The sequence below is a fragment of the Mesorhizobium sp. LNJC405B00 genome, from assembly GCF_000502615.1.
In the GTDB taxonomy this organism is placed as follows: domain Bacteria; phylum Pseudomonadota; class Alphaproteobacteria; order Rhizobiales; family Rhizobiaceae; genus Mesorhizobium.
The window spans coordinates 17,977-30,244 of sequence record NZ_AYWC01000003.1; the positions used below are offsets into that span (position 1 = coordinate 17,977).

A 12,268-nucleotide genomic window follows, 5' to 3' on the forward strand; every position below is an offset into this window, starting at 1 on the left:
GGCGATAGCGGTTCACCAGAGGACGTGCGTTCTACTCAGCAGGAACATTGTTCTGCCGATCGTCGGCTGCGCCAGCCGCCACATAAAGCGGCGCCAGAGTCTTGCACCCGTCATTGGACTCCCGCTTTGCAGGTTTCGCCTAGGGCCTGCATCAGGTCATCGATAATGTCCTGAGGATGTTCAAGCCCTACAGAAATTCGCAGCAATCCACCTGGCGCTTTGGACTTCGCACCTTCAACGGATGCGCGATGCTCAATCAGAGAATGCGTCCCGCCAAGGCTTGTCGCCCGGACAACAATCTTCAGGCGGCCGGCCACGGCCATTGCAGCATCGGCTCCGCCCTCGACGATAAAAGATAGCATCGCTCCGTAATGGCTCATTTGCCGCGTAGCAAGATCGTGTCCCGGATCAGTTTGCAGACCAGGAAAGAGCACTTTTTCGACGCGGGGATGAGACGCCAGGGCCTCGGCCACTTTCTGGGCGCCTTCGCAATGGGCGCGCATGCGGACCGGCAATGTCTGCAGACCCCGCAACGCCAGCCAACAGTCGAAGGGCGCTGCGACGCTGCCCTTGTGTTTCTGGACCATCCGCAATGGGCGACCGAGGGGTGACGCGTTTGGGACAATGACGACACCGGCCATCAAATCCGAGTGGCCGCCAATGTACTTTGTCGCCGAGTGCATCACCGCGTCTGCCCCGATTTCGAGTGGCAGTTGAAGCACTGGGGTGGCCCACGTATTGTCCACCACCGCCAAGGCGTTTGCCTCGTGCGCGATTGCGCAGATGGCCGCAATGTCGACAACGCGGATCATCGGGTTTGACGGCGTCTCGATCCAGACGAGGCCAGTCCGCTTCGATGTCACCGCGGCGCGCAAAGCGTCCAAATCGCGCATGTCGACTGGGGCAAAGTCGAAGCGAGACCCAATGTCGGTCTCTTCGATCAGCGAACGAATGCCGAAATACATGTCATCCGGCAGAACGATCCGACCCGCCGACGGATGGCTCTCGAATACTGCAGCGATTGCGGCCATGCCCGAAGCGAAGGCGATGCCGTCTTCCCCTCCCTCAAGCGTCGCCATGGCCGCCTCGAACGCATTGCGTGTAGGATTTCCATCCCTTGTGTATTCGAAGCCGGACGGAAATGACCCGTTGACACCGCGTTCGAACGTCGTGCTGGTGTGCAGCGGCATGGATACGGCCCCCGTGGACGCGTCGACCCCTCGGCCGCAGTGGATCGTCTTCGTCTCAAAACGCATCGGTCATTTCCTTCCTAACGGGCAGTTGCAATTTCGGCCTGGTCATTATACTGACCACAATAGGTGAGCCGAGGTCCTAAGTCAATATAATGACCGATGTTACGACAGCGATGGGTTCCGAGCAGGTGCTTGGCAAAGCTATAGCGGTTCGAATCCGAGACTTGAGGCGCGACCAAAATCTGACCCTGGATCGACTGGCAAAACTGAGCGGCTTGTCCAAAGGAACCGTCGTCTCGCTGGAGCAAGGCAAGGCGAACCCTAGTATCGGCATACTTTGCCGACTGGCGGCGGCGTTTTCGCTCTCCGTGGCCGATTTGCTGAATGACGAGGCTTCCACAGTTCGCCTTCCTATTGAGCGGACAGAGACAAGGACACTTTGGACAAGCGCCAAGGGAAGCTTTGCACAACTTCATTCATCGACCTCGGGGCGCACGATGTTCGAATTGTGGAGCTGGGTCATTATGCCGGGCGACGTGTTTTCCGCGGACGCTCATAGTCCGGATACGCGCGAGCTGATCTCGGTCAGTCAGGGTGCCCTGAGCGTTGTGGTAGGTGCCCATGTGGTAATATTAAGCGAAGGCGAGAGTGCGCGGCTTGTCACTGATCAACCGCACGCATACGCGGCGGCATCTGATGTGCCCGCCCACTTCACGATGGCGGTGCTTGAGCGTAGTGGACACCGAGATCCGGGGCACTCGTCGACGGCAGCGAAGATTCAGGGGCCCGTTCCGTAAGATTTCGCCGATCACTAACAGCCGCCATTCACGACAGGAGATTTAGCGTTGTACGTTCCGCCACATTTTGCCGTCCCCGATCAGAACGCCCTGTTCGAGCTTATCGAGAGACACCCGCTCGGTATCCTGGTCACCCACAGCAAAGGCATCCTCGACGCGAACCACGTCCCCTTTGAGCTCGACCGCTCGAAGGGAGACAAGGGCGTCCTCAATTGCCATGTTGCCCGCAAGAATCCAGTCTGGGAGGAAGTCGCCAATGGCGATGAGGTTCTCGTAATCTTCCGTGCGGCCGACGCTTACATCTCGCCGAACTGGTATCCAAGCAAGCATGAATTCCACAAGCAGGTGCCGACGTGGAACTATCTCGTCGTCCATGCCCACGGACGCATCACTGTCCGGGATGATGAGCGGTATGTGCGCCGCAACGTGGCGAAGCTCACTCATATGCAAGAAACCTCCCAGCCGGTCCCATGGAAGATGGGCGACGCGCCGAGGGACTTCATCGACACGATGGTCAAGGCAATCGTCGCCCTGGAGATCGAGATCACCGGCCTGGTTGGAAAATCAAAACTCAGCCAGAACAAAGAGGTGCGCGACATTCAGAACCCTGGTGAAATGCTGCGTGCCCAAGGGGCCATTGCGATGGGAGAAGCGATGCTCGCGGCTGCGGCGGCCAAATCCCAATAGCATGGTCTTGTCCCGACAAAGCCGCTGGTGCCGGCCTCCGACGGGTCACCTAGCCCGCCTTGACGCACGGCAATAGCTTTTGACGGCCTGAAGCGACGCTGTGGTCACCGTTGTGATACTTTTCCACGCGCCTGGTCAGGCGGCAGGATTGCTCCGTCGTGGCCGACGGGTTCGTTTCAGTCGCCGGCGCCCCGTTGTATGTCGGCGACCACCCGCTACCGGTCTTGAATGAGGCGCAATCGCACGCATTTCGAAGCCACGTACCTTGGGCGGCAAGCTCGACCATGCACTCGACGCAGCTCCCAAGTGGCGGCGCCGTCAACGATCTCCTTGAACCTGCGGAACTTGCCCGAAAGCACTTCTCTTACGGGAGATGATTGGCTTTGTCGCCGAACCGACTGATGGTGGCGGCGCCGCCGTAGCGATCAGACCCGCCTTGCAGCGCAATGGCTACCCGGGCGCGACCGGGAGATGCGGGCGGGACTGTGGAGCTGCGGAGACGGAGCGGATCGGCATGGAGCCGTGACCGCTTGCGATCTGGCTCTGGAACGAGTTAACGAAGCGCGGACTTCCGATCGTGTCAAGCGCCGCCCTCTCGATGATGCCGGACAAATCGGGCCGCCGCGAGCGGCGGGCCTTGCTCAGATCGGACGGACCGGATGGTTTAAGCAGGTTCGCATCAAGAGCCACGGCACCTGTGTCGTGCGGGTGCTGCTGTCGGCACGCGACCTTCTCGTCAGCCTAGTAGGCAAAATCGAGAACAGATGCCTGGGCTTCCTTAGGCCTTCGGCGTCATATTCGGCAAGAAGATCGATGCCCAGGTGATCCTACACATGCTCAGGATACAGGCGACGCAGGTCTACCATGATCCGCTGCGAGCCGGCATCAACGAAGTGCATGAACTGTCGAAGACACATGAAGCGATCGCCAGGGCCTAGACCGAGATCCAGCACCGCATGCTGACACACTACCAGCCGCTGTATTTTCCCGAGATCGATCGCTTCCGGGGGAACAGCCGCAGCGATCGGTTCTTTGCCTTCCTCCATGCCTTTCCGACCCCAGCAAGCTTCACGGCGCTGACGAAGGAGGAGTTTGTGGCAGCAGCTTGGGATGCCGTCGGCCGCAAGGTCAGCAAGACACAGATTCTGACGATGTTTTCGAGACGGCGCGCCCATCGATCGGATTGCCGCTGCCACTGGATGACTTGATGCGCCTGCCATTCGCATGTTCCAGATGGTCATTGACGAAGCACGCAGCCTGATCCGGCACCGCAATGAGATCGAAGCACAGGCCGACGATCTGCTGCGGCACAGCCAGGATTATCAGCTCCTGCGACAAATCCCGGGCATCGGACCGATCGAGGCATTGACCGTCGTTGCCGAAGCCGGCGATCTTCGCCGCTTAGGTCATCATCGCCAGTTTCTAAAGTTTTGCGGGCTGGACCTCTCGACACAGAAGTCCGGTGAGGCCAGACCCGCCTTTCCAACCCAGGCACACGACCCATTCAATAGCATTCCTAAGCATACTGACCAGGGCGACCTCGACCCCCCTAATCACAGCGGTGAGCTCGCAGGCGGGGTCGATGAACACTATTGATTGGCCGAGCTTGAGCGGCATCTCTATCACATTGATAGCCTGTTAGGCTGGTCCGGCGTTTTATCGGACCCATGATCCATCCGAGCAGCTTGTGAGGGATGCAGCCGAACCAGGCGCTGCTCCCACAGTCTTCGCAGGTCCTCCAGCAGAGCTTCATGCTTAGCCTTATCCGGCGCAATTATATTGAGGTGATCGCTTAACACGGCTTCGCCCTCAATCCGCATCAGCAGATTAAACAGGTCGTTTGAAATTCGCACACTGTCAATGCTGGAGTGGTTCGGAATAATCTCGCAGACAGTCTCCTGATGATCTCGCGCTGTGTAAGCACGGGTTTGATGGAGGGAGACTGAGGGAGGCAATGAAATCGCAAGCGCAGTCCAATCCTGCAGCGTTGCAGCCCGTTTTTTTACCAGGAAGGGCCCGACCACAAGTCCATCCAGCTCTGTCGTCAAAAATGTGGCAATCGCGTCTGCAACCGTATCCACGATCGGTTCAGCATTGTTGTTAAAGGACGTATTGAGCAGAATTGGAGTGCCTGTCCGCTTCTTGAACGCATTGATGACCTCCCAGTAAGCGGGGTTGGCATCGCGCGATACTGTTTGCAGCCGAGCCGTACCGTCGACGTGCGTAATGGCACCCAACAAGGCGCGCTTTGAGTCACGCACGCGAACGACGAAATTCATGAATGGAAATTCGTGCTTACCGTCCGGGAGGTCGAAAAATTCGCTCGCATCCTCTTCCAGCACAGATGGTGCGAAAGGCCTATAGCCTTCGCGCTTCTTGACCATGGCATTGATCCGGTCCTTGTTTGCAGCGGGCCGAGGGTCGGCAAGAATGCTGCGGTTGCCCAGCGCACGTGGCCCAAACTCCGAACGACCCTGCACCCAGCCGATCACGGCGCCGTTGGTGATCCAGTGGGCTGCACTGCTCGCTACGTCATAAGAGCGTTCAACCTCGAGATGTCCGGACCATGCATTCAGTTCCTGTTCCACGGCGCGGTCGCTCCCGAGATCAGGACCCCAATAGACCTCCTGCAGTCGCTCACGCGGCGCGGGGCGGCCCATCTCGTTAGAGACTATCAGCGCAGCTCCCAATGCGCAGCCAGCGTCGTGAGACGCGGGTTGCACGAAGATGTCTTCGAAAAGCCCTGAATACAGCAGCTTGCCGTTCATCGTGCAGTTGTGGGCTACCCCTCCCGCCAGACACAACCGCTTCATGCCGGTGGCCTCACGGTGGTGCCGGAGAATGTGGAACACGATCCGCTCAAGCGCTTCCTGCAGTGACGCACTCACATCTCGATGCTGCTGGGTGAAAGGCATTCCCTTTCGCCTGATCTCGATGTTGCGGAGCAACGCCGGACCGATGCGGTCGAGGTGAACACGGTAGCCACCGTTGGCGGAGAGCTCGTAGAACTGCTCGAAGAGCTCGCGATAGGGAGCGGGGTCGCCATAGGGCGCGAGTCCCATTACCTTATACTCGTCGAACATGCCGTAGCCGAGACAGCGGATCGTCTCGAGATAAAACAGCCCAAGAGAATTGTCCTCCGGGAAAGCCTCGATTTGCGTAATTTCTGTGCCAGACCCTACCGCCACAAGGCCCGACAGGAAATCACCACAGCCATCAATCGCTAGAATGAGACTTTGTTCGAAGCCCGACATTGCAAAGGCGCTCACGGCGTGCGCCTGATGATGACCTACGAATGAAATACGCGAACTGTCCAACTTAGTGCCGAACTCACGCGCTAACAGGTTCTGCACCAACATTTTAGCATCCAACGGAGTGGAGAGAATGTCCGGTTGGGAAGCGGACATACCTTCAAGCATGGCGTTGGCATAGGGCTCGCTGGCGTAGACCGCGACACGATCAATGTCGCTGAGCTGAACCCCGGCCGTCGAGAGACAGTATTGAATCGAACCACTTGGCAGCTTGTTCGAGTGCTTGATTCGATTGAGGCGTTCCTCTTCTACGGCGGCTATCACCTTTCCGTCTCGGACGAGCACCGCGGCGCCGTCGTGCATAAAGGCGTTCGGACGTTCGAATCGGTTTTCATGGACTTGGTCAAGTCCGCCGCTGATTCCTAGGCACAGCATTTCTTTCTCCAGATAGTAACGGGAAGCCAAATTGGCTTACCTCGACTGTTTCCAACTAAATAGGCCGTGTTGTCGCCTGCAGCTGCGACCGCCCGTCAGGCATCAGCGGCATCGAAGAAAGCCTCATAAACGATCAATGAGATGCTTCGACTGTGACGCCTACAGTGCCATCACGCCGAGAGCTTGGCTGGATCATCCAATCCTGAGCGGCTGCTGACATGTATCCGGCGATGTCGTTTTCATCGGCAGAACCAACTTGCGATGCCGCCTGTTCTTGGGAAGGGCGGCCGTCGACGAATAACAGTACCGCCCCCGTGAACTGGCCCGATTTCATTCTCCGAAGCGACCATGGTCGCACCGCCCGACTTTGTCGGCCAGTTGCAACTCACTTTCTCGGCACGACCTCCACTGCACGTCAGGGCGCATCGAAGATTTTCTCCTTTGGATTATTCCTAAGGCAGCTTTCGTCACGCGATAGAGCAGCGTGTGATTGGTGCGTGAGGCTCTTTTTTGTCCATGCACGATTCCGGAAGAGTGATGAAATCGATTGTTTTGATCAAAGTCATCCACGCTATAAATAACAGCCGCAGCACATGCGTTTTCAAAGCGCTTCAGGCTTCCCGGATGGCTACTCCGATGTGAAGCGCATGGCATTCCAAGCGCTCTGTCAACCAAACGACGAGTATCGGCGTCGACCCTCATTGCCTTCGTCTTCGCGACTCCGTGACAGCGGCTGGCATTGTGTTTGTAGGGCATCGGGCGAAGATCATGTCGATCGGCCATCTCGCCTGCCTATCGGCAAACCCTTGAACAATGATCCACGCACCAGCGCGATTGTGATCACGAGCGCCTCTGAGCTCGGGAGGTTCGGTTTTCTGAGGGTTCCTGGGTCTCCGAAGCGATGGAGGTAGCTAGCCTTCCTGGTGCTATACGGTTGTGCTCTTCAATGGAGTGGACGCATTTGCGTCTCGAAAGCGGTTCTTCAGTGGAACCGGCGCCAAGGCCCGTCTGTGGTCGTTCAGAACACGGGGTGCCGTCTCCAAACCGGCTATTGGAGCGGGCAGCCGCCGGAATTTGACCCATGGAAATGAGCGCCTGTCAGGAGGCGTTCGAAAACGGCGCGATCTTCATCGCGGCTGTTTCATGGTGTCATTCCTGACATGTTCTTTATAATCGGCAGCTTGCGGATAGTCTTGCCCGTCGCCGCCCGTAGCGCGTTGGCGACGGCCGGGCCGATCGGCGGCACACCTGGCTCACCAACTCCCGTGGGCGGCTCCTCGGACGGCACAATGTGCACCTCGACTCGCGGCATCTGCTCGATCCTGAGCGGTGTATAGGTATCGTAGTTCTCTTGGTCTACGACACCGCCCTTCAGGGTCAGCTCCTCCTGGAGGATCGCGCCTAGCCCGAATCCGATACCGCCCTCCATCTGAGCGCGAATCTGGTCAGGATTTATCGCGGTGCCGCAATCTACCGCGCAGACGACGCGGTCGACCTTGAAACCATTTTCATCGTTGAGGGTGATCTCCACCACATCGGCGACATAGGTCGAGAGGCTTTCATGCATGGCCACGCCGCGGAAACGGCCTTCCGGCAGAGGCTTGTCCCAGCCTGCCTTCTCAGCAGCCACTTTAAGCACGGCGGCATGCCGTGGATGGTGACCGAGCATTGACAAGCGGAAGTCGACCGGATCACGGTTCGCAGCGGCGGCGAGCTCATCGATCAGGGTTTCCACCGCGTAAGCGGTGTGGGTGGAGCCTACCGAACGCCACCACAGCACCGGGATGTTCACGTCCGTGGTGGTCAGCTCGACCTTCAGGTTCGGGATCGCATAGGGCAGGTTGGTGGCGCCCTCTACGGAGGTTGGATCGATGCCGTTCTTGATCATCGCCGCAGAGGTCGAACCGCCCAAGACCGATTGGCCCACGATGTGGTCATGGAGAGCGACGACATTGCCTTTCTTGTCGAGCCCCGCCTTGACTGCGTGCACATAGGCCGGCCGGTACCGCCCACCCCGCATGTCATTCTCGCGGGTCCACTGCACCTTCACTGGCTTGCCGCGTCCCAGTGCACGCGCTGTGGAAACAGCTTCGATGATGACATCTGCATCCAAGACCGCGCGGCGGCCGAAACTGCCGCCGGTCTTCATCACGTGCAGCCTCACCTTGTCCGGCGTGGTGCCGCCTACCTGAGCGGCAGCCGCCTGATAAAGGTCGGGCATCTGGTGTCCGCCCCAGACGTCGATGGTGCCGTCTTCGTTGATTCGGGCGGCCGCGTTGAGTGGCTCGATCGAAGCATGAACAAGATAGGGGAATTCGTAGTGCCCCTCGATGATTTTCTCAGCACTGGCGAACGCTGCGGGAGTGTTACCGTCGTCGCGCGCGGTGGCCGCGCCCAGATCGTCTGCTGCCTTGTTGTATTCGGCCATGATCTCGGCCGTGCCGCGCTCTTCGGCCTTCTCCTCGTTCCAGGTCACCTCCACGAGGTCGCGGCCCTTCAGCGCCGTCCAGGTGTCCCTGCCAACCACGGCAATGCCTCGCGGCGTCTGGACGACATCGACAATGCCGTCGAGTGCCTTGGCCTTGGTTGCGTCGAAGCTCTCGATCTCGGCGCCGAACTTCGGCGGATGGATCATAACGGCCGTCTGGAGTCCCTCCATCATGAGGTCGATCGTGTAGGTCTGCGCGCCGTTGGTCTTGCCGGCGGAATCGTAGCGCTTGAGGCTGTCCGATCCGATCTGGGCCCACTTGTCGCGCGGCTTTAGCGGCACGTCGTCGGGAACCGGCATTCCCGCTGCGGCTTCAGCCAGGTCACCGTAGCGCGCCTGCATCCCTGAGGCGTGCGACACGACCCCGGAAGCGACTTTGATCTCGCCGGCTGGCACATCCCACCGCTGCGCCGCGGCCGCCACCAGCAAGGCCCGTGCGGCAGCACCCGCCTTGCGGTAGCGTTCCCACGACGAACTCATCGACGTGGAGCCACCAGTTACCTGTGCGGCCCCGCCCCAGGCGACATTGCCGTAGAGCGCGGTATTGCCATATCCGCCGACCACGTCCACCTGCGCCCAGTCGCCGTCGAGCTCTTCCATAACCAGGGTGGCGATGCCGAAATAGGAGCCTTGTCCCATCTCGAACTGCGAGGAGTAGATGATGATTCGGTTCTCCTTTGTGATCTCGACATAGGTCTGGAAGGGGTTCGCCTGAACCTTTGCAGTAGTCGTTTGTGCGATGTCGGACGCCGCCAGCACTGGCCGGTAGCCCACGGCGAGGCCAGCGGTGGTGACGCCCGCGCCGACGAGGAACCGGCGGCGCGTGGGCCGCACGGAGTTATGCTTCGAGAGAAACTGCGACATGCCTCAAGTCTCCAGCCGGTTGGCGGTCTCGTGGATGGCCGCGCGGATGCGATGATAGGTGGCGCAGCGGCAGAGATTGCCGCTCATCGCCGAATCAATATCATCGTCCGTCGGCTTAGGCGTTTCTGTAAGGAGGGCCACGGCCGACATGATCTGGCCAGACTGGCAATAGCCGCATTGAGGTACGTCGAACTCGGCCCACACGGCCTGGACCGTTTCGCCTATCTTGCCCGACACACCCTCAATGGTGGTGATCGAGGCTCCTTCGATGTCGCCGACTGCGGTCTGGCACGAGCGCGTCGGCATGCCGTTAACGTGAACCGTGCAAGCGCCGCACTGGGCAAGCCCGCAACCGAATTTCGTTCCCGTGAGTCCGATGACGTCACGGACCGCCCAGAGCAGCGGCATCTCTGGATCGACGTCGAGTGTTTGCGCCTCGCCATTGAGGGTAAAAGCGACCATTGCTTGCTCTCCTTGTCCTGAGCTGGCTATCTCGTTGAGCCTCCGCCCGCCTGGCAACCGAGCTCTTGTTGCTGAGGCCTAGCGACCACACCCTAGGAACGCGCAGCTCAAGCAACAAGCCGCTAGGTTGGCGAGTTACGAGATCGTGAAGTGGGTCGTGTCGAAAGGCTGGAGGCAACTGAATGTCATTTTTTGGGCGGACAGGCCGCTTTAGGCTGAGTTACACGAGACTGGACATTCGGGTCGTCGCGAACATCGACCGCTGGTCGGCCGCGTCCGGCAGGGCCCTGATTGGCTACACGAAATGAAATGGGACGACTATCGATGGGGGCCTACCTCGACCCGCAACCTCCACGACTGGACCCTCAGGTTTCCGACTATCGTCCCGGGCGGTGGCCGAGCTCGGCGCCTCGGACGCGATAATAGACGGTGAGGCGTTCGTCGTTGACCAGAAGGCTTGTCGCGCATTCCCAGTCTTCAGCGGGTTCTTGGCCGCGGCGGGAGACGTCAGGACCATGCTTGCCGGCTTCGACCTGCTCAAGATCGACGGCGAGGGTCTTCGCGATCGGCCACTCGTCGATCGGCGCAAAGCGCTAGTTAACCTGCTGAGACGCCGCCCAAACGGCATCGTTCTGAGCGACGAGATCAGCGGCGGCAGCGACATTCTCGCGCAAGTCTGCCAGTTCGGCCTCGACGGCATCGTCTCCAAGCTGCGTGTCAGTCCATATCGATCCGGCCGGCGCCAAGACTGGGTGAGACAAAATGCGTGCTGAGTGATGAGTTCATCGTCATCGGCTGCGAACCCGGCAACAGTTACGGCGGTCGGGAAGCGTGCTCTGGCGAATGTCGAGGACGGAAATCTGGTGTTCGCCGGCGGCATTGGCACCGGCTTCAATGCGCGCACCGGGCCGGAGTAAAGCGCCGGCTCGATGCCATTCAAATGGACAAACCACCGATTCCTAGTTTGAAGGCGAACGGTGCGGCATGGGCGGAGTGCCCTGCGCAGTCTGTACCTCCGCAGTCGATTGTCGAGTTCGAAGGGGTGTGATTGGCGTCGAGACCGCTCCAGCCATGGCTATCAGCACGCCGAGTGCGTTGTTTTCGATCAATTCTCGAAATGAGCGGGTAAATACATGCACTTCCTTTCACTTGCCGAACGGGGTTTGCTGTTCACCGGCTGGCATCCGATGGCAAACCTTTCAACGCGGCGGCGATCTGGCGCTTCGCTGCTGGGGGCAGAGGCAGGATGGGACGCGGGGGTTCGGCACTGCAAACGTCGAGCAATTCAGCGAGTGCATAGACGACGCGAAGGCTCGAGAACTCCTTGAAGAGGCTCCAGATCGGGACCAGCGCGGCATTGATCCGTCGCGCTTCGGCCGCATCGCCCTGTTGCGCCGCTGTGACGATCGTCATGCAGACCTCGGGCAGGATGCCCGCAAGGACGCTGTACCATGTGTCGGCGCCGGCGATCATGGCCTCGGCGGCGTTCCAGTCGCCGCTGTAGCCAATCGAGAACCCTTCCGGCAGTGTGCGCCTCTGGGCGGTCAGGTGGTTCTTGATCGCATCGCTTTTGTCTGTCGGATTCTTGATGGCGACAATCCCAGCCACCTTTGCCAGGCGGCTGACAAGGGGTGGACTGAAATGGAAATGCGTCGTTCCTGGATTGTCGTAGACGACGATCGGCAGGCCACTTTCGCGCGCCACAGTGGAGAAATGTTCGAACACCTCGTCATCAGTAAGCGGGGTGTAGGAGGCGGCGGCAAGCAAACCCGCAGCTGCTCCAAGGGCCTTGGCGTCTTGCGCGAGCCCCACGGCTTCATCGGTGCGCAGCGCGCCCACACCCACCACGACCGGCATTTGCCCCGCCGTTTGGTCCAAGGTCTCGGAGAGCGCCCGCCGCCGTTGCTCGCGCGACAGATAGATGTATGTGCCGGTGCTGCCGAGAAGACCGATGGAATCGACCTGAGCAATGCCAAGCCGAGCAATCAGCCTGCGCAGGGCAACGCTATCGACGCGGCCGTCACGATTGGTCGGGGTGATGGGGAACGCGGAAAGACCGCTCAGGAATGCCATGGCAAGGCTCCAGATCTT

9 protein-coding genes and 1 pseudogene are annotated in these 12,268 nt (G+C 59.7%); 5 read left to right on the plus strand and 5 right to left on the minus strand.

Annotated elements, in window-relative coordinates; genetic code table 11:
- Positions 1–110 precede the first annotated feature (110 nt).
- On the minus strand, positions 111–1,256 hold the full coding sequence (locus X756_RS158420; protein ID WP_023729031.1) for a PLP-dependent aspartate aminotransferase family protein: 1,146 nt from the start codon (positions 1,254–1,256) through the stop codon (positions 111–113).
- Between the two features lie 89 nt (positions 1,257–1,345).
- Between X756_RS158420 and X756_RS158415 the strand changes: the two genes are divergently transcribed.
- The 3 genes and pseudogenes from X756_RS158415 to X756_RS01000000165250 all read left to right on the plus strand — a co-directional run.
- Entirely contained in the window at positions 1,346–1,990 is a 645-nt protein-coding gene (locus tag X756_RS158415; protein ID WP_023729032.1) for an XRE family transcriptional regulator, read from the plus strand.
- A gap of 48 nt (positions 1,991–2,038) precedes the next feature.
- Positions 2,039–2,677, plus strand: a complete 639-nt coding sequence (locus X756_RS158410) for an FMN-binding negative transcriptional regulator (RefSeq protein ID WP_023729033.1) — start codon at positions 2,039–2,041, stop codon at positions 2,675–2,677.
- An 812-nt stretch (positions 2,678–3,489) separates the two neighbouring features.
- Positions 3,490–4,141, plus strand: a pseudogene (locus X756_RS01000000165250) (transposase); the annotation flags it as partial.
- Positions 4,142–4,299: 158 nt separating this feature from the next.
- On the opposite strand, the gene X756_RS158405 reads toward X756_RS01000000165250, so the two are convergent.
- The 3 genes from X756_RS158405 to X756_RS158395 all read right to left on the minus strand — a co-directional run bounded on the left by X756_RS158405 (position 4,300) and on the right by X756_RS158395 (position 10,177).
- Positions 4,300–6,363: a carbamoyltransferase gene (locus tag X756_RS158405; RefSeq protein ID WP_023689396.1), complete on the minus strand. Its 2,064-nt coding sequence runs from the start codon at positions 6,361–6,363 to the stop codon at positions 4,300–4,302.
- Between the two features lie 1,141 nt (positions 6,364–7,504).
- On the minus strand, positions 7,505–9,715 hold the full coding sequence (locus X756_RS158400; protein ID WP_023689395.1) for a xanthine dehydrogenase family protein molybdopterin-binding subunit: 2,211 nt from the start codon (positions 9,713–9,715) through the stop codon (positions 7,505–7,507).
- Between the two features lie 3 nt (positions 9,716–9,718).
- Positions 9,719–10,177: a (2Fe-2S)-binding protein gene (locus X756_RS158395; RefSeq protein WP_023729034.1), complete on the minus strand. Its 459-nt coding sequence runs from the start codon at positions 10,175–10,177 to the stop codon at positions 9,719–9,721.
- A gap of 392 nt (positions 10,178–10,569) precedes the next feature.
- Between X756_RS158395 and X756_RS1000000166590 the strand changes: the two genes are divergently transcribed.
- The gene (locus X756_RS1000000166590) at positions 10,570–10,950 is read left to right on the plus strand and encodes a hypothetical protein (protein WP_050589229.1); all 381 of its coding nucleotides are present in this window, start codon (positions 10,570–10,572) and stop codon (positions 10,948–10,950) included.
- 3 nt (positions 10,951–10,953) lie between these two features.
- Positions 10,954–11,094 (plus strand): hypothetical protein, encoded by a 141-nt coding sequence (locus tag X756_RS1000000168635; protein WP_023689392.1) that lies wholly within the window; start codon positions 10,954–10,956, stop codon positions 11,092–11,094.
- Between the two features lie 253 nt (positions 11,095–11,347).
- On the opposite strand, the gene X756_RS158390 is transcribed toward X756_RS1000000168635, so the two are convergent.
- On the minus strand, positions 11,348–12,250 hold the full coding sequence (locus tag X756_RS158390; RefSeq protein ID WP_023689391.1) for a dihydrodipicolinate synthase family protein: 903 nt from the start codon (positions 12,248–12,250) through the stop codon (positions 11,348–11,350).
- Positions 12,251–12,268: the final 18 nt, after the last annotated feature.

What these genes read in the sequence shown, in the direction of transcription:
- X756_RS1000000168635 (WP_023689392.1), top strand. Translation starts at nt 10,954, where the DNA reads ATGAGTTCATCGTCATCGGCTGCGAACCCGGCAACAGTTACGGCGGTC.
- X756_RS158400 (WP_023689395.1), bottom strand. Translation starts at nt 9,715, where the DNA reads ATGTCGCAGTTTCTCTCGAAGCATAACTCCGTGCGGCCCACGCGCCGC.
- X756_RS158405 (WP_023689396.1), bottom strand. Translation starts at nt 6,363, where the DNA reads ATGCTGTGCCTAGGAATCAGCGGCGGACTTGACCAAGTCCATGAAAAC.
- X756_RS158420 (WP_023729031.1), bottom strand. Translation starts at nt 1,256, where the DNA reads ATGCGTTTTGAGACGAAGACGATCCACTGCGGCCGAGGGGTCGACGCG.
- X756_RS158390 (WP_023689391.1), bottom strand. Translation starts at nt 12,250, where the DNA reads ATGGCATTCCTGAGCGGTCTTTCCGCGTTCCCCATCACCCCGACCAAT.
- X756_RS158415 (WP_023729032.1), top strand. Translation starts at nt 1,346, where the DNA reads ATGACCGATGTTACGACAGCGATGGGTTCCGAGCAGGTGCTTGGCAAA.
- X756_RS158395 (WP_023729034.1), bottom strand. Translation starts at nt 10,177, where the DNA reads ATGGTCGCTTTTACCCTCAATGGCGAGGCGCAAACACTCGACGTCGAT.